Source organism: Endozoicomonas sp. ONNA1, assembly GCF_024606325.1.
Taxonomy (GTDB): domain Bacteria; phylum Pseudomonadota; class Gammaproteobacteria; order Pseudomonadales; family Endozoicomonadaceae; genus Endozoicomonas_A.
This window is the reverse complement of the sequence record NZ_JAHHPN010000772.1, coordinates 1-21,534: the sequence shown is the minus strand read 5'-3', so window position 1 is coordinate 21,534 and position 21,534 is coordinate 1. Positions and strand designations below refer to the sequence as shown.

General features: G+C 43.8%; 12 protein-coding genes. 11 read left to right on the top strand and 1 reads right to left on the bottom strand.

Annotated elements, in window-relative coordinates; genetic code table 11:
* Window positions 1-4 precede the first annotated feature (4 nt).
* The 6 genes from KDK19_RS18565 to KDK19_RS18540 all read left to right on the top strand — a co-directional run bounded on the left by KDK19_RS18565 (window position 5) and on the right by KDK19_RS18540 (window position 15,772).
* Entirely contained in the window at window positions 5-2,104 is a 2,100-nt protein-coding gene (locus KDK19_RS18565) for a DUF262 and DUF1524 domain-containing protein (protein ID WP_257292566.1), read from the top strand.
* Between the two features lie 77 nt (window positions 2,105-2,181).
* Window positions 2,182-4,047: an ATP-dependent endonuclease gene (locus tag KDK19_RS18560; protein WP_257292565.1), complete on the top strand. Its 1,866-nt coding sequence runs from the start codon at window positions 2,182-2,184 to the stop codon at window positions 4,045-4,047.
* Window positions 4,044-5,906 carry a UvrD-helicase domain-containing protein gene (locus KDK19_RS18555; protein ID WP_257292564.1) on the top strand — a complete coding sequence of 621 codons (1,863 nt, stop codon included), beginning with the start codon at window positions 4,044-4,046 and terminating at the stop codon, window positions 5,904-5,906. Before KDK19_RS18560 ends, KDK19_RS18555 begins: the two co-directional genes overlap by 4 nt.
* A gap of 52 nt (window positions 5,907-5,958) precedes the next feature.
* On the top strand, window positions 5,959-11,001 hold the full coding sequence (locus tag KDK19_RS18550; protein WP_257292563.1) for an AAA domain-containing protein: 5,043 nt from the start codon (window positions 5,959-5,961) through the stop codon (window positions 10,999-11,001).
* On the top strand, window positions 11,001-12,425 hold the full coding sequence (locus tag KDK19_RS18545) for a hypothetical protein (RefSeq protein ID WP_257292562.1): 1,425 nt from the start codon (window positions 11,001-11,003) through the stop codon (window positions 12,423-12,425). The genes KDK19_RS18550 and KDK19_RS18545 overlap by 1 nt, the downstream gene beginning before the upstream one ends.
* Window positions 12,426-12,601: 176 nt before the next feature.
* A complete protein-coding gene (locus KDK19_RS18540; RefSeq protein ID WP_257292561.1) occupies window positions 12,602-15,772 on the top strand; it encodes a type I restriction endonuclease subunit R in 3,171 nt (1,056 codons plus the stop codon).
* A gap of 84 nt (window positions 15,773-15,856) precedes the next feature.
* Here KDK19_RS18540 and KDK19_RS18535 read toward each other — a convergent pair whose 3' ends face one another.
* Window positions 15,857-16,117: a helix-turn-helix transcriptional regulator gene (locus tag KDK19_RS18535; protein WP_257292578.1), complete on the bottom strand. Its 261-nt coding sequence runs from the start codon at window positions 16,115-16,117 to the stop codon at window positions 15,857-15,859.
* 84 nt (window positions 16,118-16,201) lie between these two features.
* On the opposite strand from KDK19_RS18535, the gene KDK19_RS18530 reads away from it, so the two are divergent.
* Genes KDK19_RS18530 through cas6f form a run of 5 tightly spaced genes read left to right on the top strand, consistent with a single transcriptional unit; the run spans window position 16,202 to window position 21,490 of the window.
* Complete coding sequence (locus KDK19_RS18530) at window positions 16,202-16,552, top strand: hypothetical protein (RefSeq protein ID WP_257292560.1); 351 nt, start codon at window positions 16,202-16,204, stop codon at window positions 16,550-16,552.
* Window positions 16,553-16,559: 7 nt separating this feature from the next.
* On the top strand, window positions 16,560-17,795 hold the full coding sequence (locus KDK19_RS18525) for a TniQ family protein (RefSeq protein ID WP_257292559.1): 1,236 nt from the start codon (window positions 16,560-16,562) through the stop codon (window positions 17,793-17,795).
* A gap of 2 nt (window positions 17,796-17,797) precedes the next feature.
* Window positions 17,798-19,852, top strand: a complete 2,055-nt coding sequence (locus KDK19_RS18520; protein WP_257292558.1) for a hypothetical protein — start codon at window positions 17,798-17,800, stop codon at window positions 19,850-19,852.
* Window positions 19,836-20,870, top strand: a complete 1,035-nt coding sequence (gene csy3, locus KDK19_RS18515; protein WP_257292557.1) for a type I-F CRISPR-associated protein Csy3 — start codon at window positions 19,836-19,838, stop codon at window positions 20,868-20,870. The genes KDK19_RS18520 and csy3 overlap by 17 nt, the downstream gene beginning before the upstream one ends.
* 2 nt (window positions 20,871-20,872) lie before the next feature.
* Entirely contained in the window at window positions 20,873-21,490 is a 618-nt protein-coding gene (cas6f, locus tag KDK19_RS18510) for a type I-F CRISPR-associated endoribonuclease Cas6/Csy4 (RefSeq protein ID WP_257292556.1), read from the top strand.
* Window positions 21,491-21,534 lie beyond the last annotated feature (44 nt).

Sequence of the window (21,534 nt, the reverse complement as noted above, 5' to 3'; positions counted from 1 at the left end):
CCGAATGAAAGCCACGGAAACCCGACTGTTCAAGTTTTTGCAGAAGTCTGCCCAGTTTATTATCCCGATCTACCAGCGCCAGTACAGCTGGACCTATGCCCAGTGTGAACAGCTATGGAACGATATTCTTCGGGCTGGCTCTACCGGACTCGAAGGGCATTTTATAGGTTCTGTCGTGTATGTGGAACGCAGTCTCTATAGCCACAGTGACGTACCTGAGCTTCTGGTAATTGATGGCCAGCAACGGTTGACATCAAACAGCCTGCTGATCGCTGCCCTGTCCCACGAGATTACCAAGCGTAATGAGAAGGCTGAACAGAAAATTGAGATTGACGGTACCAATGCCAAAAAACTGAAAAATTACTACCTGTGCAATGCTGAGGAAGACGGAGAACTCTATTACAAGCTGGTGCTGACCCAGAGTGATAATGAAACCCTTCATAAAATCGTGGATGGCAAAGTGGACTTTGAAGAAGAGTCCGTTCACCGGGTTGAACAGAATTACCGGTTCTTTGCCGGGAAGCTGGCCAACCTTGACGATGATGAGCTGAGCCATATCTACAAGGGGCTACAGAAGCTGATTATTGTCGATATCGCCCTGGATAAAGACAAGGATGATCCCCAGCTGATTTTTGAAAGCCTGAACTCTACCGGGCTAGCCCTGAGCCAGGCGGATTTGATTCGCAACTATGTGCTTATGAAGCAGGATATCAAGGAGCAGAACCGGCTTTATAAAAATTACTGGTTCCCCATGGAAAAGAACTTTGGCCACGGGGAGTACAGCGAGCGTTTTAACGCTTTTATGCGGGATTTTCTGACTCTGAAAACCGGTTATACACCCCGGAAGGATGAAGTGTATAAAGGGTTCAAGACTTATGTGGCCAAGAGCACCGACAGTATTCAGGATATCGTAGCGGAGGTTCACCGCTATTCTAACTATTACGCAGCATTTACTCTGGAAGCCGAAAGCCAGACCAGTCTCAGGGAGGCTTTTAAGGATTTAAACAGCTATAAGGTGGATGTGGCATACCCTCTGCTTCTGGAGATGTATAACGACTATGACCACAAGGTGCTGGCTCTGGATGAGTTTGTGGAATGTGTGCGTTATATCGAGAGCTATGCCTTCCGCCGCCTCGTATGCTGGATTCCCACGAACTCCATGAACAAGACGTTTGCCCGGTTCAGCCTGGGCTTAAAGAAAGATCTTTATGTTGAAAGTTTCAAAGCCAAGTTTTTGCTATTGACTGGTAATCGTCGCATACCTCTGGATAGTGAGTTCGAACATAACCTGCAAACCAAGGATATGTACAACATGCGCAGCAGGTCCTACTGGCTGCGTAAGCTGGAAAACTATCATCACAAAGAGCCCATCCATGTCACGGAATACACCATTGAGCATGTGATGCCCCAGAACCCGAACCTGTCTAAAGCCTGGCAGGAGGCGCTGGGCGAAAACTGGGAGGAAGTGCATGAGACTTACCTGCATACCCTCGGTAACCTCACTCTGACAGGATACAACTCTGAGCTGAGCGACCGATCCTTTCAGGAAAAACAAAGTATGGAGGGCGGTTTTGCCGACAGCCACCTGCGATTGAACAAAGGCCTGGCAAAGCTGGACAACTGGGATGAACACGCTATACAGCAACGTGCCAAAGAACTCAGCAAGACCATGTTGGATGTATGGCCCTGCCCCCAGCTGGATGAAGAAACCCTTAACTCATATCGTCAGCCTGAAGTACAGTCTGCCTATAGTCTGGAAGACCACCCTTATCTGAATAAAGAGCCGGTAAAAACACTGTATGAGAAGTTCAAAACCCAGGTGCTGGCGATGGATGAGGATTTGCGGGAAGAATTTCTGAAAAAATACGTCGCATTCAAATTAGACACGAATTTTGTTGATGTTGTGCCTCAGGCTTCCGGTTTGCGCTTGTCGCTGAATATGAAGTTTGATGAGATTCATGATCCTTTGAAACGCTGCAGGGATATCAGTGGTCTTGGCCGCTGGGGTAACGGCGATGTGGAGATCAAGCTTGCTGCTGTAAATGAGCTGGATTATGTGATGGAGCTGGTGCAGCAGGCGCTGGACTTGCAGGTTGGGGAGTGAATTCCGAACCCTGTAACCACAGTATTTTTATCAATACATCCATTTAAGGATGAAAAACTGTAATCAAGGGTTTATAAATGTATCTGTCTAGTGTAGAAGTCGAGAATTTCAGACTATTTGATTCATTTCATGTTGAGCTCAATAAGGGATTGAACCTACTTATTGGTGAAAATAACTCGGGCAAGACAACACTGATTGATGTCATCCGGCTAGTGCTTGACACAAATTCAGCTGAGTGGGTGCGCTTCAATGAAAACGACTTTCACAATGGTGAAGACTCTCTGAGTATTAAGTTAAAATTTGCCGACTTAAGCATAGAGGATGCCGCTGTTTTTGTGGAGCATTTGAGCCATGACTATGGTGATGCGGGTGCCGAAACTTTTTTATATGTAAACCTGAAGGCTACCATCGGAGGGAACACAGCACGGGCTGGCCAATATATAAAAACTGAAATTCGTTCCGGGGCACATGCAGAAGGCACTGTAATCGAAAGAGATGCCAGAATGTATCTCTGCTCTACTTATCTAAAACCGCTGAGAGATGCACAAGCGGAACTTACCTCAGGACGCTACTCACGGTTATCACAACTATTAGCAAGCACAAAAAGTGTTGGAGGGCAGAGTGACGATATTGAGCGTCTGCTAAAGGCAGTAATAGCTGCAAACCAGACAATCAAGGATGATGAGTCGATTCAGTCAGCTAAAGGCAAGGTTAGTGATTTATTGAAAAAGCTGACTTTCCATGTCGACCAGTTTTCACCAGCCATTGAAATGCTTGGTAGTAGAGCTTTCGAAGACATGACGGAAACTGAACAACAAGCGTTGTTCAAGGGTATTTTGGAGCGGCTGTCACTCAATCTGGATGACACTGGCAAGTCTCATGGACTTGGTTACAGTAATCTTCTGTTTATGGCTGCTGAGTTGATGCTGCTGACTCAGGAAGGTGAAGGCTTTCCACTTTTGTTAATCGAAGAGCCTGAAGCACACCTTCATCCGCAACTTCAGATGAAATTTCTCAAGTATTTCACGACAGAACAATCACAGTTTCAGTGCATCCTTTCCACACACAGTCCAAACTTGGCCTCTAAGGCACCGTTGGATAGCATTATCTTGATGAACCAAGGCAAAGCATATCCTTTACGAAAAGGCTGTACTTATCTGGATGCTGATGATTATCCATTCCTTGAGAAGTTTCTTGATGTCACCAAGTCGAATATGTTCTTTGCCAAAGGAATTCTCATGGTGGAAGGAGATGGAGAAAATATTCTGCTTCCAACTATTACAGAACTTATTGGTAGGCCGCTGGAGGACTATGGCGTATCCATCGTAAATATTGGCAATCTTGCTTATAAACGCTATGCCAAGATATACCGGGCAAAAGATCCAGCAGCCACTCTACCTGTCCGAGTTGCATGTATGACTGATCTGGATGTATGGCCTGATAAAGCTGAGCTGAGTTCAGGAAATCCGGTTGGTTTTAAAGAAAAGAAACATCCCAATACAGATACGGGCAGAGGTGGAAACCTTCGGTATTGGAGGAGTCATTATGACACCCCTGAAAAGCTGGCTTTATATAAGTCCGCAAAACAAGAACATGACGGAGAGAATGTAAAAACATTTATCTCTGATGAATGGACATTTGAATATTGTCTGGCCAGGTATGGTCTTGCTCAACATGTATATATAGCGATTCATGGAAGTGACGATGGCTATACCGATTTGCCTGACGACCCGGAAGAGAAGGCAATAAAAATCTACGGGATGATTGAAGATGATAACTCCGGTAAAACGAAAGCTACTTATAGGCTTTCTGAGCTGTTACAGGAGGCTTTCAAAGGCAAGCCTGGAGAACTAAAAAACCTTCTGCCCCCGTATATCGTAGCTGCCGTAGAGCATGTGACAGAACCTCTCGAGTCTGAAGTTATTCGGGAGAGCGGAGTATGATCACAATTACTGATCAGGATATTGATCAACTGCAGAAAGAAACAGGATTGACCTTTGATGCAGCTCGCAGAGAGGCTTTAAAAAGCTACACAGATGTACAAGCCTGCCCAGGTAGTGGTAAGACCACTCTGGTCAGCGCAAAACTGATTCTCTTGGCAAAAAAATGGCGTGAAGAACACAGAGGTATCTGTGTTCTGAGCCATACTAATGTAGCCAAAGATGAGATCATTGAGCGACTAAAAGGTCACACTCAAGGGCGTGTCCTGCTTGGTTATCCACACTTTATTGGAACAATTCAAGAGTTTGTCAATAAGTTTCTTGGAATTCCTTATTGTCGATCAAAAGGCATACCAGTCAACAGCATTGATGATGATATTTGTACCAGCTTTATAGAGCGTAACTTGCATTGGAAAACAAAGGTTTTTTTGAAGCAAAGGTATGCAGATGCTGCTGATTTGAAGTATTTTTTTGAAGCTGGAGATCTGGTTCTAAAGGTCCCAGGTTTTAACAAACCATCTACGTCAGTGAGTTATCAGGACCTTAACAGCATAAAACAGCGGCTACATGAGAATGGATATCATTTCTACAGGGAAATGTATGAATATGGGAAAGCTGGTATCAACCAAAATCCAGGAACCGCTGCTGCTATACGCTATAGATTCCCTATTACTTTCATTGATGAAATGCAGGATACAAGCCTCTTTCAGGATGAAGTAATCAACAGCATATTTGGTGAAGGAGACTCGCAGCTTCAGCGTTTTGGTGACCCTGATCAATCAATATTTGAGGGTTCTGATACGCCAAACACCTCATACAATGATGCAGAACTGGATGCTATTTGTAATAGTCATCGCTTCTCTCCTGCTATCGCTACTCTCTCTTCAGGCCTAAGTTATCAGGGCATCAGTATCCAGTCATCGCATACAACCGATAAGCTCTATCCCAATACGGTTTTTCTTGTTGATGAGCAGTCAAGGCAAGCAGCCATCCCTGCTTTTGCAAAACTGTGTTGCGAAAATGTGCCAGTGCCTGCTTGCGCCTCTTTCAAGGCAGTAGGTGCAATTGGTATAGAAAAACCAGAGGGATTGACAATTCCTCATTATTTTCCAAATTTTGATAAATCCAAGTCTTCTCGAAGATTTAGGCCAGCCAGATTTATAGATTATTTTTTGCACAATGGTGGTTCTGCAATTAGCCACTCTGGCGCTGCTTATCGGTCTGTACTTGATGGTATTGTTCATTACGCGCGTTTAAGTCAGCAAAAAATAACCATGCCAGAGGCTGCGGAGCAAGTCTGCACGACAGAGACTATTCGACAATATTTGAAGGCAACTGGGAAAAAACACGATTTTAACAAGCTGTATCTGAATATTATAAATAGCGGTTTTCAGGATGCAGAAAGATGGCAGCAGGGCAGTTCTAACCTTCTGAGATTAGCTGGGTTGAGAGCTCCTTCCGGGGGCAGCTTAGACTTTTTGGGCTACATCCCTCCGGACTCACTCCATGAAGAAGATGGAACTTCTAAAGGGAATGTATACAGGTATAGAGAGGGCGATCACGTTATTGATGTGGAAGTTGCAACAATCCATAGCGTTAAGGGTGAGACCCATGCTGCAACTCTCGTCTTTGAGACAAAATTTGGCAAAAGCTACGATATTCACAGTTTGCTTGATTATCTTCTGAAGAATCAGAGCAGGCAGGTAACTGCAGTACAAAAGAAAAAATTCATGAAGCAGTTATATGTGGCAATGACAAGGCCTAAATATTTGCTGTGCCTTGCCATGGATAAAGGCAGATTTACATCTCAATATAAGTCTCAAGCGGAAGCTCTGGGATGGACAGTAGTGGATCTGACATAGCTCTAAGTATCATCTAAATACCCGTATAAAACAGGAAAGGATTAAGATCGTAATGGACGTTGTACTATGGCATGAAGGGCTTCAGCAACAAGAGATTGCTGCTATTGAGAAGATACAAAAGCGTTTCCAGCCCGCCAAAGCAGGTAAGCAGAAAAGTAAAGGGCAATCCGGTAGCTCCATGGCCCAGCAGCTCGGAGCGCAGCTTGGAATTCCCCAAGACAGTATGTTCCCATGGAAAGGTTACGCAGGATTTCGCTTCACAGACTCAAAAGGAAAAGATGGTGAGTTTGATCTGGTTATTATCACGCACTGTAATATTCTGATCATTGAACTGAAAGACTGGAATCACGGTAAAATCACAGCTAATCGCGGGAAATGGTACAAAAACGATCAAGAGATGGGGAACTCTCCGGTAGATGTAACCCAGCGAAAGCTCTACTTACTGCAAAATAAATTAAAAAAATACAAGAACAAGCTCTCTTCAGGGCACCTGCCTAAAATTCATCATCTGGTGGTAATGACTGGAGATGCAGATTTTTCTCAACTTCCGGAGACTGACCTGCAACATACACTTACTCTGGATGAATTTCTGTCTTATAAAGACAGGAATAAGTTTAATAAACGGTTCAGACCACATCCTGAGGCGGAACTTCGCAATGATGCGGCTGTTTTTGATCAAATTTTCAGCGAAGGTAATACAGCCCCCAAGCACATTTATATCAACGGTTACAAAGCCGTTGAGCATGTATTTAAACACCCTGCAGAGATTTATAAAGAATTTCGATCAATTTTAGAGCAAAGAAAAGAGGAAGAAGCTCTATTACGGGTTTGGGATTTCAACAAGATAGAAAATAAGGCTGCTAAAACACCTGAGGGCAGGCAACACATTGTTAGCCGTGAGCGCGATGTTCTTAGCTTGATCAAACATCAAAAGCCCGAGCTATATAATTATTGCCTGAGAGCTCTCCCTGGAAGCTCTTATGAAGGCAATATTCCTTCAGAGTACTGTGAATTATATGAACTACCGCCCAGCCATCAGCGCTTGAATGAGTTTATTGGCAGATTTTCAGAACCACTTTCTGAAAGTGACCGATTCAGTATTGTTAAGTTATTGGTTGCCAAGTTTGCGGATCTCCACGAGATCAAGGTGGCTCACCGGGATATAGGTAGCCACTCCATCTGGATATCGCCAAGTCGGGATATTGCACTTTCCAGCTTTATTTCAGCCTATGACCAGAGAGCTGGAACTGTGGGGGATATTCGAGAACTGATTTCGGTGAGTGAGGCTAAAGCGCCATTCGGTATGACAGTTCAGCCAACTACGACACCCTTTCAGATTGATGTGCATGCACTTATTGTACTGTCATGGCACATACTTGAAGGCCGCCGTATATCTCCCGAAAGCCTGAAAGGATTGGATGAAAAAATCGAAAACTCTGCAACCTGGTATAAAGATATTTTCCTGGATGGCTTGCGCCACCAGAGGTTCAAGGATGCTGGAGAGTTTTTTTCATCGCTTAAAGAAAATGAACCGCATGATACAAGTGAGTTCGATTTCGACATTTCTGAACTGGATGTTTTTCAGAAGCCATTCAAGGTTGAGCGGCAATACCCTGAAGATCAACTACTGAAGGAATCAGATAGCAAAGAAGTTTATAGGTCTGACAATCAGCTGGTGAAGGCCTGGCTAAATGTGCATCCTTCGAGCAATGACCCTGAGCAGGGTTATCGCTCTCTGCACTTTTGTAAAGCGCTCACCTCTTTGAAAAGTCTTTCTCCGGACTATTTACCTGAGATTCATGATTTCGGGCTGTCCGCCCGTTCTGGCAGCTTGTTTCTGGTTACTGACTATGTTGAAGGTGACACTTGGGAAACGGCAGCAACGAGCTATACCGATGAGCAAAAGAAGCTATTGATTGAGAGCCTTATTTCCGCTACCACGCATCTTCATGGTCTGAGTTTATATCATGGTGATCTTCATCCAGAAAATCTGCTCATAACAAATCCTGAGTACCCTCAAGTTAAGTTTCTTGATCTGCCCGACTTCAGCGTATTTGGCAAAGAATCTTTTAATCATCTCTACAGTCCTGAGAACATTGATGGTTGTTCCGGACAAGAGCGAGACAACTTCGCAGTGATGAGGATGACCTGCTACTTGCTTGGCATAGGGTGGAATCAGGATTCTGAGGCATACCCTAAGATTAGTACTGCAGTTCGCCGGGAAATAGAAGATATTGATGCAGGATTCCGGAGCCTCGAGCGGTTTATTGAGGCTCTCAAGCCTGATAATAATGAACTCAATGAAGATATTGAAGTCATTGAAATAAGGTTGAGAAATCTCAGTGAGGAGATCATTATTTACCCGGATAATGGTCAGCTTTTTGTAAGTGTAGAGAGGAGCAAGAAGAATCCAGACGAGGCAAGAGTTCGCTTTATCGGCTTGGGTGGGTCTGCAGACCTGATCTACAGTCCTCGCGAGAGTGGTTTTGTCGTTGGCTTCCAACCCAGAAGTAGAGATTCAGTTAGCAGGAAAGATGCTGACTCCAGTGACATTACGCTACCTTTTGCTATCCGCATAATCAGTGGACATTTCTATGAACTCAGCGAGCTTAATCGAAGAATAAGCGAATTTGATGAGTTTAAAAGGGTCGTCAATACAAAGCTACGTCCAGAAAAAGAACCTGAAGCTATTTCCCCGATGGAAGTGGAAGCTACAGGTGAGTTTGCTGAAATATTCGCCTCTGTGCTTGTTGACATAGAAGAACAAGCTGCCCTCAGCGTTACGCCTGATACCACAGACTCAGAAGATATATCTTTTCAAACATCCGAACTTTGGAAGGCCGTCCTTGATACTGAAACAATGGCCTTGCCCTACATTGAGGTATCGGGAGATGTTTTTGTCCCTGAGAATAATAGCTCTAAGCTTGCTTTACCATATACACCGGAAGTATCAGAAGGACTTGAAAAGTTCAGAAAAGGGGATGATGTTGAGGCTCTTACGATCAATGAAGAGCATGAAGACTCATGGCTGGGCGATGTTGACCTGAAAAAGTCAAGCATTAGTGAGGTTCATCTCAAAAAGATTTCACATCGCGCCAAAGCTCTTACCGATGGTGATATTGTTTATTTCAGAACCAAAATGGACAGGTCTTCCTATCAAAAGAGGAAAAATGCCCTTAAGCGCATACTGGATCGAAGCAGTGTCATACCCAATCTTACAGAGTATTTTGATCCTGAGTGTCAGCTACAGGCGATTGAGTACCCCATTGAGATAACTGATCAGGATTTCACCAGATACGACAGGCCTGACGACCATGGGAATACCATCAGCCTGAATCCCCAGCAACGACTGGCATTCCGGAAACTGGTGCGATATGGACCACTGTCGTTACTGCAGGGACCTCCCGGTACAGGGAAGACTGAATTCATTGCAGCCTTCGTACATTTTCTTGTTGAAAAGGAGAAGGTAAATAGCATTCTGTTGGTCAGCCAGTCCCATGAAGCGGTAAATACCGCCGCAGAACGGATTCGTAAACACTGTCGAAGGCTGGATACACCATTAGAGGTTGTTCGCTTCAGTAACCGTGAATCCACTGTTTCTGACTCCCTGAAAGATGTATATGCAGGCTCAATAGTTAATGTAAAAAGGGAGCTTTTCAGGGTAGAAGCCAGTCACAAAATTATGTCCATGAGTAAAGTTCTGGGAGTTGAGAAGGATTATCTCAAGGATCTTACACAAGCCGAATTCAAGTTATTCAGTAAGATGGATACTCTAAAGGCACTGGATAACCAGTCAGCAGATGATGATGACGATCAAGATCAGGTTAAAAATCTTACCAGAGCAAGAAAAGAGCTGATCGCTTCTATAACCGAGAGCTTGCGTGAAGACTTTAGCATCAGCTGGAATACAGAAGACTCAGTGGAGGATGTGAAATCCAAGATTTATCAGAAACTGGAATACCAGTTTGATCTACAGCCTAATGAAACCCTAAAAGCTAAAGCGCTGGTAAAAATATACAGGGATATGCTGGATGCTCTAGCAATGGATCGAGTGAATTATGATGAGTTCCTTGCCAGATCAAGACAGCTGGTCACGGGTACCTGTGTGGGTATTGGTCAGCGGCATATGGGAATAGGTGAACAGCAGTATGATTGGGTCATCATTGATGAGGCTGCCCGCTCTATATCCAGCGAATTAGCAATCGCCATGCAAGTAGGCAAGCGAATCTTACTTGTTGGTGACCATAAACAGCTACCTCCGATGTATTCAAAACCGCACCAGAAAGCAATTGCCAAAAAACTGGGTGTAACTGCAGCGGCTGAAGACCTTGATGGCATACTCAAGAGTGATTTCGAGAGAGCTTTTGAGTCCGAGTATGGTAAGCAGGTACAAGCGCAGTTGCTGACTCAATATCGAATGATAGAGCCTATTGGTCGAATGGTTTCGGATTGTTTTTATGAGGGCAAGTTGGTTACCGGTGAACGCGTTGTACCTGACATTTACCACTTAGCTCCACAGACTTTGCAATACCCTGTTACCTGGCTAGATACCGCAGGTCTTAAGTCGCAGGCTTATCATAATGAGGACAAGGGGGTCAGCATATACAATAGGACCGAGGCCGATCAGATCATCTCGCTGCTGAGAGAAATTGAGAGAAATACTGATTTTTTGGCTGAGCTAGGCCAACACCTCAAAGAGGGGGAAGCAGGTATTGGTGTTATTTGTATGTATGGGGAGCAGAAACGGTTCATCAGGCAAAGGTTCAATGAAACTTCCTGGAGTGATGACTTTAAAAATATTGTCAAAATCGACACCGTTGACAGCTACCAGGGAAAGGAAAACCGGATCATTATTCTCTCTATAACTCGTGCGGATGGCAGGCAGTCTCCTGGCTTCCTTCACTCCCCTAATCGGATCAATGTTGCTCTTTCCAGGGCAATGGATCGACTTGTCATTGTGGGCTCAACAAGCATGTGGCGTGGCAAAAATAAGGAGATGCCATTTGGCAGGGTTCTGAACCATATGGAAAGTGCCGGTACAGAGTACAGGGTGTTTAAAGCAAAAGGAAAAGGCCAGCAAAGGAGAAGTAAATAATGGAAAAAAATAACCCGGTCTGTTTCCACGAGCTGGATTTTGTTCTTCCTGTACACAGGTTTCATATCAGCTTTTCCTATACAGATGCTCAGAGACTATCTTTTATAAGGGAATTTATTCTCAGGATTGTCAATGTTTCCCCTCTTACTCCGGGTGACCTGGCTCGGTTCTTTTCTCTCACAAAGCGAGAGCTGAACGAAGCGTTATCAGATCTTGTTACAAGTGGGGATCTCAGATACCGAGACGGTGCCTGTGTTGAGCTCACCAGCCAAAGCCGATCATATTTTTCCAGAATGGAGGCGATACCCAAAGTCGAAAAAATTGATGAGTCCACTGGACATTTTAACTTCGAATTATCGAGCCTTAACTATCTCGGTGCTAAAAAAATCAATGAGAACTGGAAGCTTGCACTCCGTCTCAGTATTGACAATGAACGCAAGGCAAAGAGTGAAGTACTGGCCAGAAAAGCATTTCAACAGCACTTCCAGGACATTGTTGATAATGGTGATGTTAAGGGAATCACTGATAACGATGATCACCGTGTGAACTTGTATAACGTCGGTGATGTAAGGAAAGTTATAGAGAAGCCCCTACGCATAAGTCATCGGTTCTCTGTAAGCCCTGTCGGAGACTTTCTTGAGAGAGGAGAAATCGCTGACCTTAAGGATTCATCGGAGGCAACTTCCCTTGTCACTGACGCTATTGATCTGCTAAAGCAACCTCCGAACGCTCTGGAGATATTCAAAGTCATTGATGAAATGGAGGATGATAAGAGTAAAATTTACATAACTGATGATGGGCTGGACATTGCTCGGATACTTTCTGATCGTAAGTATTCTGAGTCTCAAGGAACGCCCGTTACGCCCTTTCTTGGCATAACTTATACTCCAGAGAACTGGATTCAAGTTGCTGAGGTTTTGGATAAAAATTCAAAAAAACCGAAAAAAGCGACAGAGGAGCCTGAAGAGTTGATCTGGCTGGCACCAAGCAACCCATTCTGGGGGAAGTCAGAGAAAGTTCTCAGCTGTTTACAGTATATGCTGGACAAGTCCAAGAGCTCTGGTAAAAAAGCCAAAAAGCTGTATAAGCCAAAGTTATATCTGCCGCTGACGGGAGAGAATAAAGACTGGTCCCGACGAAATTGGGGGGCAGAGTTTGAAGGGTTGGATAAGAATAGCCTGTTTGGTTATACCGGTGATTTCTGTAAAGGAAATGTTGAAGTTATTGTGCATAGTGATCTGTTTGCTGTTGTAAGCTATCACTTGTCAGCGCCAGAAACTTCACCAATTCCTATACCATTTGGCTTCATGACAACAGACAAAGGGCAGATCGCTAATATCCGATCGCGGGTAAAAGGCTTTCTGGATGACATCGATAGCTCGACAGGAAAAGCTCATGATGCAGGGCTGTTGAAGTCTAAATAGTTTTTTGGTGATGGGGCTTCATACTGGCGAATGAAGCCCTAACGTTTTCGTCAAGATCCCCTGCCATAGCCCCAGGTTTGTAGATAAAAAATATTTGGTTTAAAAGAACTACACTCGAAACCGGGTGCCTTTCAGGGATAAAATCGTACTTTCGTATTAGCCCTCTGGTATCCAGGATGACATACACAGAAGACCTCCTGATAGAACAACCTGCCATCAATCTGTTTGGAGAAATGGGGTGGGAAACAGCTATCTGCTGGGATGAGTCTTTTGGAGTTGACGGTACATTTGGGCGAGACAACCGTTCAGATGTCATCCTTTATCAACCACTGAAGGATGCCATTCGCAAACTGAACCCCGGTATAGATCCAGTCATTCTACAAAATGCAGTGGATGAAATGGCTCGTGACCGTAGTGCCATGAGCGCCATTGCGGCTAATGAAGAGATCCATCAGCTACTGAAGCAGGGCTATAAATTTGTGGACTCCAGCGATGACGGTGACGATGTTGTTGTTCGCTTTATCGACTGGAACAGTCCTGAAAACAATCATTTCCTGCTGTGCAGCCAGATGTTTATTTCTGGAGAAATTGAGACTCGCAGACCTGATCTGATCGGTTTTGTGAATGGCCTGCCATTAGTCTTTATTGAGCTGAAAGCCAGCCATAAGCAACTGATCAATGCCCATAAAGATAACCTCAAAGATTACCGGAATACGATTCCACAGCTGTTTCACTATAACCAGCTGATCATCCTTTCTAACGGCATTCAGTCCAGGGTTGGCACGGTTTCCAGTCAATGGGAGCATTTTGCTGAATGGAAAAAAATAGCCAGTGAAGATGAAGAACGTAAAGTTAGCCTGGAAGTAGCGATTCGTGGAACCTGCGACAAGTCCCGCTTGCTTGATCTGGTTGAGAACTTCACGCTGTTCGTGAAAACCAGGCACACCATAAAAGTTCTGGCTAAATACCACCAATATCTTGGTGTAAACGAGAGCCTGGCCGGGCTGGAAAATATAAAGCAGCGCAATGGGCAGCTTGGCGTTTTCTGGCATACCCAAGGGAGTGGCAAGAGCTTCTCAATGGTGTTTTTTACCCAGAAAGCATTTCGCAAGTACCCCGGTAACTGGACATTTATCGTGGTTACAGACAGGGCTGATCTGGATGAACAAATTTACAAAACCTTCAACACGACAGGTATGCTGAATGAGCTATGCCAGGCAGAGTCTGGGGCAGAGCTGAAACAGTTGCTGAGTGAAGACCATCGGTTTGTTTTTACGCTGATTCAAAAATTCAAGGGTGATAATTACCCTGTGCTCTCAGAGCGTGATGACATCGTTGTTATCACTGATGAAGCTCATCGCAGTCAGTATGCTTCTTTGGCAATGAATATGCGTAAGTCTATGCCCAATGCTGGCTTTATGGCTTTTACTGGGACACCGTTACTGGCAGATAAAACCGATGAAGGTAAAACCCGGGAGGTCTTCGGTGATTATGTCAGTATCTATAACTTTGCTGATGCGGTAGATGATGGCGCTACCCTGCCACTCTATTATGAAAATCGAGTACCAGAAGTCAGCCTGAATCGTGAGGATCTCGGTAAAGACTTGTTGGAGATACTCGACAATGCTGAACTGACCGAAGTGCAACAGTCCAAACTGGAAACTGAGTTTGCCCGTGCGTACCACATCATTACCCGTGATGACCGGCTTGATACTGTTGCCAAAGATCTGGTGAGTTACCATATCAATAGGGAGCCCTTTTCCGGTGGCTTGTGGGGCAAGGCGATGGTGGTATCCATCGATAAAGCCACTGCGATTAAGATGTATGACAAAGTTCAGCACCACTGGAAGCTCACTCTGGAAAGCTTAAAGACCCGGATTCGGTTCGCTTCTGGCAGCAGTCAGCAAAAGCTCCATGACCAGATCGCTTATATGGAAAGTTCCGATATGGCTGTGGTGGTCTCCAGCAGCCAGAATGATCATGAGCGGTTGGCAAAAAAAGGATTGGATTTTCGTCCTCATCGGGAACGGATGATCAAAGAGGATTTGGACGATAAGTTTAAAGACCCGGAAGACCCGCTCCGGATCGTTTTTGTCTGTGCTATGTGGCTCACTGGTTTTGATGCCCAGAGTGTTTCCACGCTCTACCTGGACAAGCCTCTTAAAAATCATACCCTGATGCAAACGATTGCCAGGGCTAACCGGGTTTTTCCGGGGAAGCCCTGCGGACAGATTGTTGACTACATCAATATATTTGGTGCACTACAGACCGCCTTGGGGCGCTATGGTGGTGGTGGTGTCGCTGAAGATGGGCAGATTTATGATGTCCCCGAAAATGTTGGCTCTCCTGCAAACAGCAAATTGGAACTATTAAATGCGCTGACTCAGGCAGTGGTAGAACTAAAGCTGTTTCTGACGGAGCAAGAAATTAATCTGGCAGCAATTATTGCAACCCCACCTACCGACTTCAGAAAACTGCAACTATTGGATGAAGCCAGTGACAAGCTGCTGGAACCCGCGAATAAAAACACCTTTACATCCTTTGTCAGACAGATTAACCGTATTTTTAAAGCAATTCTTCCAGACAGCCGCGCCGACAGCTATGTGCAGGAACGCATTGCCATCAATGTTATCTACAAGCAGATGAGAGAAAAGTCTGGCATCAGTGTTGATGATGAAGATGTTCTGGACGTCGTGCGTCACCAGGTTAATGAGTTGCTGGATGAGTCCATTGAAACCATCAAAATTGACTCAAATCTACCTGATCCTGTGAATATTGCCGGTATTGACTTTGATGCTCTGGCCGAAATAGTCAGCAACGTGACCAGGCCCCGGGTTTCCGATGCTGAGAAATTAAAAAATCTGATCGCTCGCAAACTGACCCCCATGGTCGCCAGAAATAAAAGCCGACAGGATTTACAGCAGAAGTTTAAAGAGCTTGTGGAAGAATATAATCTTGGAGCCTATACCGCAGAAGAGTTCTTCCGCAAACTCCAGTCTTTTATCCAGACATTGAGTGATGAGGAGTCCCGTACTGTTCGGGAAGGGTTGTCTGAAGAGGAGATGGCGATTTTTGATCTGCTCAGTAAGGGTGTTCAGCTTTCTGAGAAAGATCGAAATGAAGTCAAAAAGGTAGCAAAAGATCTAACGGATAGAATGAAAGGGGTGCTGGTACTTGACTGGCGCAAGAAACAGCGCACCAAGGCCCGGGTCCGTAACTTTATCGAGGAAATGCTGGATCAGCTGCCCGAAGTTTACGATGACAATTTGTGGCCTCGGGCATGTGACGACGTATTTTTGCATATCTTCGATAAGTATCCTGGGCAGGGGGTTAGCCCTTACCACTGACAGGTGTCTTGGCTACAGGTATCCCTGTATATAAACCGTTTTTAGTGCAATGAAAAGCCAAGAAAGAAAGTGACAGCAGAGCACTCACAACTCCCAGTCAAAAAGATCTCTGATTTTTATCCCCAAAGCTTTGGCCAAGCGACTCATACTGACCAGAGTAATATTCTTTTCCCCTCGCTCGATATCGCCTATATAAGTGCGATTAAGTCCAGCCATGTGAGCTAACTCCTCTTGGGTGAGAAGCTGCTCCTGCCGTATCTCTCGTAAACGATTTCCAAACTCTTTCTGAACGGTGGTCAAACTTCGTATCCTTCTCAATGAAGAGAAAATACTGATTTGCACCATGCTTTTCGCTCTACCGTCTATAATGGGCATTTTGTATCTTTGTCGGAGAACTCCGTAGCAATGCTTCGGCGGGAGTAGCTGGATATGGGCAGAAAGACTACCACTAAAGCGTTTCGGGAGCGTGCAGTGTCGATGGTACTGGCAGGGCAGACACCGGAAAATGTGGCTGATGAGTTAGGTGTAGAGTCCCATAAAGTACGACGATGGTTTAATAATGCAATAAATAAATCTGCTTCTGTTAACCCCGGTATCTTTGGTGTTTCAATGAGCAGTACACCAATCACAAAGCCCTTGGGGGGAGATAAAAACGACATTGATCGAGAGAAGCGCAAGTTGGAGCAAGAAAATAAGCATTTAAGGGAGCTGGTACATCTGAGTACCCAATGGATTTCAGCCTATATTGCAATGCAAACTGAACACCGTACAGGTAACTAATACCAGCATGTTAATACGCCCGAATCCCAAACCGTCAGAGTCATTGGAGAGTTATATGATCCGGCTGGCGGATTTGTATGGCTATACTCCAAAACAGCTCATTGAACGGTTTCATATTATTTTAGATGAAGCTGATCAGAAACTAGCTGGAGTGCTACCAGCTCACCTCTGGCTACTTAATATTTATCATGCCAACACCTCGTCGTCATATCGTATTGAATGCTTGGAGCTACTGGCAGAGAAGATGTGTAAGGGGCGTCTTCCGATTCTCGAACTGGCAGTATCTCGGTCAAAAACCAGATATGCGTCTAACCATGGCTCTCTCATTTGGCGAGGGTTGGATATTCCCCGCTTTTTTGTTCGTAAGAACTGCATCCCTATTTGTCCCGCATGCTTTGCTGAATCAGAAAAGCCCTACGTGCCGTTTTACTGGCATCTACATGTAGTTAGAACTTGTACTCTGCATGACTGCAAACTTGTAGAGCGGTGTCCTAACTGTTCTGCGCCTCTCAACTATATGCGTACAGGAAACCTACAAAGCTGTTTCTGCGGTACTGCATACAAATCGATGCCAATAGAACCTGCACATCAAGCACTCAAAAACCTATCAGCCAAGATTCAGGAAGAAAAACTCGATTCAGCACCTTCTGTAAACCTACTTTTTGACCTTGAAGATATACATCAGCTATTCGGTGCTGTTCTATGGTTTTACACGTACGTTGCAGAGCGTGGTAGCGAAAGAACTATTTCTGATAAAAGCTTAATTGAATGCATTCATTTCTTTGATCAGTGGCCCAAAAATTTCAATAACCTCATGGAAGATAAGGTTGGAACAGCGATTATGCTTACTGACCGCCGATTTTCAGAGACTTCCTTGCAATCTGTTTTTGGAAATCTGTTAATTACAAGCAGACGACTTCCAGACAACGCGCTTTGTTTTAATCCTGTGTTGAAAGCTGTTTTTTCTTATCTGGATTACTGCATACATACCGAGGGTGAACAGTCTGAGATTGGCTATGTTTTACTAAATGGTTTTGAGGTGGCAGCAATCCTTGATGCCGATGCTGAACAGGTGGCAAGGCTTGTGGATGAAGGGAAATTACGTTCGGCAAAGAGATTGAAAAATGACGCTATATTCAATCCAAAGCATCCACTATTTCCTTTGAAAAATGTATTTAATATCTGGCTATCTCGATTTCAGTCGAGGCTTTCTAACCGTCATATTTATTTATCCAGGTGGTAGTAGTGGCTGTACTTGATGAGTTGATGAAAAAAACAGATCGTAATAAGAAAAATGAAATGCTTAAAAGGACTTTTTCTGCCGATGCTGATCTGGTTGTTATTGATGGAAGGGAGTACGAAACCCTTCTTTTTCTTATAAATCGAACTATTAAAGGGAAAAAATATTTTACGGATGAAACATCCCTGAACTTACTCAAGGATGAAGCCTGGCACAGTGATGTCCTCAAGGTTACGGAGTGGATACACACCCACAATCTTAAATGTCCTTACAGCAAAGCAGATGGATGCATTTTTTACTATGAAGAAGCATTACATCTTCGTAAAACGAAGGTGCTCGGCTACGCCAAAGACTCAAAACAAATCAACAAATGCCAGTTTATGGTTACAGAGTTTATTTATAACGGAACAGTTACCAGTTTGGTTGAGCAATTTGCTTCGTACAAAAACGGGGAAAACAACCTTGTTGATAAACTAGTTGAAGCCGGGTTTCCGAAAGAGCGCATCCCTCTATTTAAAGAAAAATGTTCAGCCGCACTGGAAGTTCGGCTACCTGACTTCGTACATAAACACTGCAAGCAGGTCCGCTTTATACAGAGGAACGGGGAATATATTGCTATCACACCTGTTGTTAAAACTGAGACTCAACAAATAGTACACAACCTAGCTAAAGAATCTGGCATTTATGGATCGACAGTTTTTCATTACCGACCTTCATCCATTGGCAGCTTTATCAGCGCTACAGGTGGAAGGGTAAGGTGTCTTAGCTATCATCCAAGCTTAGGAGATAAAGATAAAACTACAGACTATTTGTTTCGACAATGGAATTATAAACATCACCTCCTTAACGAACGTGCACTATTTAGTAAACAAACATTTAAACTGCTGTTTGAAGTTCTTGAGCATAAGACGAACTTTTCGACCTACCAAGCAGGCAAAGTCAGTAAAAGGCAGCACAACCAGCGCATGAAAAATTTAGCTGAGGATCTCTTTTCCGAAATTACATTTCTCAAAACCAAAGAGATAAAGGAATATCCAGAACTGCACAGTGCATTTGCTGGAAGTCGTGAGCGAGAAGTTATTGAGGAGAGTTTTGAACTGGAAGAAGCGGTCAATCATTTTACCCGGCAAATACACGAGTTGCTGGAAAAAAGTGAACACCATCAGATTTTGGCATATGAGCCAGTGCTTATCGACGAAGTTGGCAATGCAGTCAGGTCGTATCTTTTGAAACAAAGCCAGCCGAAGGAGACATCTGGTAACTTTGTTTATATTCATTTTGAAAGACTACAAGCTTATGGTGCCAAATTACAGAGCAACTCTTACCTGTTAGGAATACCTTCCCTTACAGCATTTTCAGGTTTTGTTCATGTTTTTTTATTGAAATTATTAGGGGTAAAAAACACAGACGCTTCATTTGCTATAGCTCTTCGTCGATTTGATAGAAGGTCGGGTCATCCATTAGCAAAGCAAATTTGCAAAAATAATGTAGTAAAAAATGATACTGTCATCGACAGTCAACATGGTGATATAGAATTTGACCTCATAATCCGACTTGATCAACCAGCCACAACCTTGGACTTCAGTGAACGCAACTTATACCGCTGCCTGCCTAACCGCCTCGCTGGCGGCATTCTGTCTTCTCCAATCGCTGGGGTCTACCAAAAGCCATCTTTAGTCAGACGCTGTAATACTTATGAGGATGAGATTGAACTTTTGGGGGGTTTTAGAAAACTTTCAAGCTGTGCACGATTTATTTCTGATATTGATCCAGAGATTAGTTATAACAGCATGCAAGAGTTAGCAGAGGTATTGAGAGATACCTACGGTGTATTTCCTGTGAATAAAGGTTTTAAATTTCTTGGAGTCCCGCAATTTCGACAAGGCAGTATTGCAGATACTCACGCATATGCTGAACCCATGACAGGGCTGGTTAAGCTGGTATCGCCTGCTTCGGTTGTCATAAACCCTGAAATAAGAAACCGAAGTTTTTGGAGAATGCAGGTTTCAAAATATTCTGTAGAACTAACTTCTGGTGAATCCAATGATAGAACTGTGTAAAAATTTATCGCAGATAAGATCCTTATTTTTTAGTCCCGCATTTTTTTATTGGGTGGATAAAAATACTCATAAGGAAATACCGCTAGAATGTAAGTCCAGAAAAATACTGGGACTCAGAGACGGCTATTCAAAAGCATATAAGAAAGATGGTAGCGTTAAAAATGGCCTTTCGCGCCAAGAGCTGTCTTATGGTAACCCTCAGAACATTGACGAGTGTATTCTATCTCCGGAAGCTGAGTATGTTATTGTCAGGTTCTCTCTTCAGGTTACTTCACATAATCAAGACCTTCATTCATGCAATGAATCTGCTGTAAGGGATGCTCTTAAAGAGTTTGCGTCTGCCTGCAAGGAAACAGGCGTATATAAAGAGCTATCGCGGAGATACCTACTCAATATATTTATGGGGCGCTGGCTCTGGATGAATCAACGTACAAAAAGTACTGAAATCAGCCTGTCAGACCTTGACGACGACCGTGTATATGTTCTTTCTGATGTACATAAAAGACGAAGAGTGAATGATCTTTCTGGCTTTGAGCAAGAGTATAAAAAGCTTACTGAGCGATTTGCTCTTGCTTTAACAGATAAATATGAGTTTTGGGATGTTGTAGTAGAAGCAAAGTTAAAACTCCGCCCTTTTGCTGAAATTTTTCCTAGCCAAACCTTTTCAGAAGCTAACAACGATAGAAGTCGCGTATACTCAACCTTCAGGTCAGGAGAAAAAGAGCAGCTAATTTTCACTTCTCATAAAATCGGGGCTGCAATTCAGATGATTGATGATTGGCATCCCGGGGCAGACTCATTGATCCGAGTGTCATCATATGGCTCTGACCGAGAGAATGCGACTGCCCACCGCCATCCAGATACTGGTTATGATGTGTACTCAATCATGCGGCAGGCTGATGAACTGGCGATTTTGATGAATAGCGGTAAAAAGATCGATACAGTTACAATGGGTAAGATCTATTATCTGGCTGCTATGATGGTTTGCGGCGGTATGCGTCAGGTTGGGGAGGAATAATAGTGCGCTACATATTCACTGTGAGTTTCTGTGATCCAACTTCAGACTTCAATATTCTAGCTGGTCGTTGTCATAAAGTGCTGCATGGTTTTCAAACTCGACATGAAATCCGTTCTATTGGAGTCTCATATAACCTTTGGGGAGATAGCACGATTGGGAGCAGAATAGCTTTTGTTTCCTCAGACAGTAACGCATTGGAAGCTTTCTTGCGTCAGGATATCTTTAAGCAAATGTCAGAAATTAAAAAATTTGCGTGCACAAAGATTTCAGCTGTTGAAGAAGGTGGTTTGGAAGCCCGATTCTGTAGAATTTATAGTCCAGATAAGCATACGAAAGCATGGTATGAAAAAGAAAACAGAAGGCGTGAAAAAAGAGGATTAGAGCCGTTAAAGGTAGTGACTTCTCAAACGAAGATCATTGGTCATTACCATGACGTCCCCATGATCAGTGTAAATAAGAAGAAAAAAGAAACTGAAGATAAAAATGACGCAATTAATATATTCAGCCTTCATATCCAAAGGAGGCTTGTGGAAGCGCCGGTCCAAGACAACTTCAGTTCTTATGGCCTTTCTGGGGGTGTTAATACTGGGACTGTTCCTGTATTTGAACGGATGAATTAGTCAGAGCTATCATTTGATAAAATTTTTTAGCGACAAAATAAGTT

Excerpts from the sequence above, each read along its gene's own strand:
- KDK19_RS18565 (WP_257292566.1), top strand. The coding sequence starts at position 5 with ATGAAAGCCACGGAAACCCGACTGTTCAAGTTTTTGCAGAAGTCTGCC.
- KDK19_RS18550 (WP_257292563.1), top strand. The coding sequence starts at position 5,959 with ATGGACGTTGTACTATGGCATGAAGGGCTTCAGCAACAAGAGATTGCT.
- KDK19_RS18530 (WP_257292560.1), top strand. The coding sequence starts at position 16,202 with ATGGGCAGAAAGACTACCACTAAAGCGTTTCGGGAGCGTGCAGTGTCG.
- KDK19_RS18560 (WP_257292565.1), top strand. The coding sequence starts at position 2,182 with ATGTATCTGTCTAGTGTAGAAGTCGAGAATTTCAGACTATTTGATTCA.
- KDK19_RS18535 (WP_257292578.1), bottom strand. The coding sequence starts at position 16,117 with ATGGTGCAAATCAGTATTTTCTCTTCATTGAGAAGGATACGAAGTTTG.
- KDK19_RS18525 (WP_257292559.1), top strand. The coding sequence starts at position 16,560 with ATGTTAATACGCCCGAATCCCAAACCGTCAGAGTCATTGGAGAGTTAT.
- KDK19_RS18545 (WP_257292562.1), top strand. The coding sequence starts at position 11,001 with ATGGAAAAAAATAACCCGGTCTGTTTCCACGAGCTGGATTTTGTTCTT.
- csy3 (WP_257292557.1), top strand. The coding sequence starts at position 19,836 with ATGATAGAACTGTGTAAAAATTTATCGCAGATAAGATCCTTATTTTTT.
- KDK19_RS18540 (WP_257292561.1), top strand. The coding sequence starts at position 12,602 with ATGACATACACAGAAGACCTCCTGATAGAACAACCTGCCATCAATCTG.
- KDK19_RS18555 (WP_257292564.1), top strand. The coding sequence starts at position 4,044 with ATGATCACAATTACTGATCAGGATATTGATCAACTGCAGAAAGAAACA.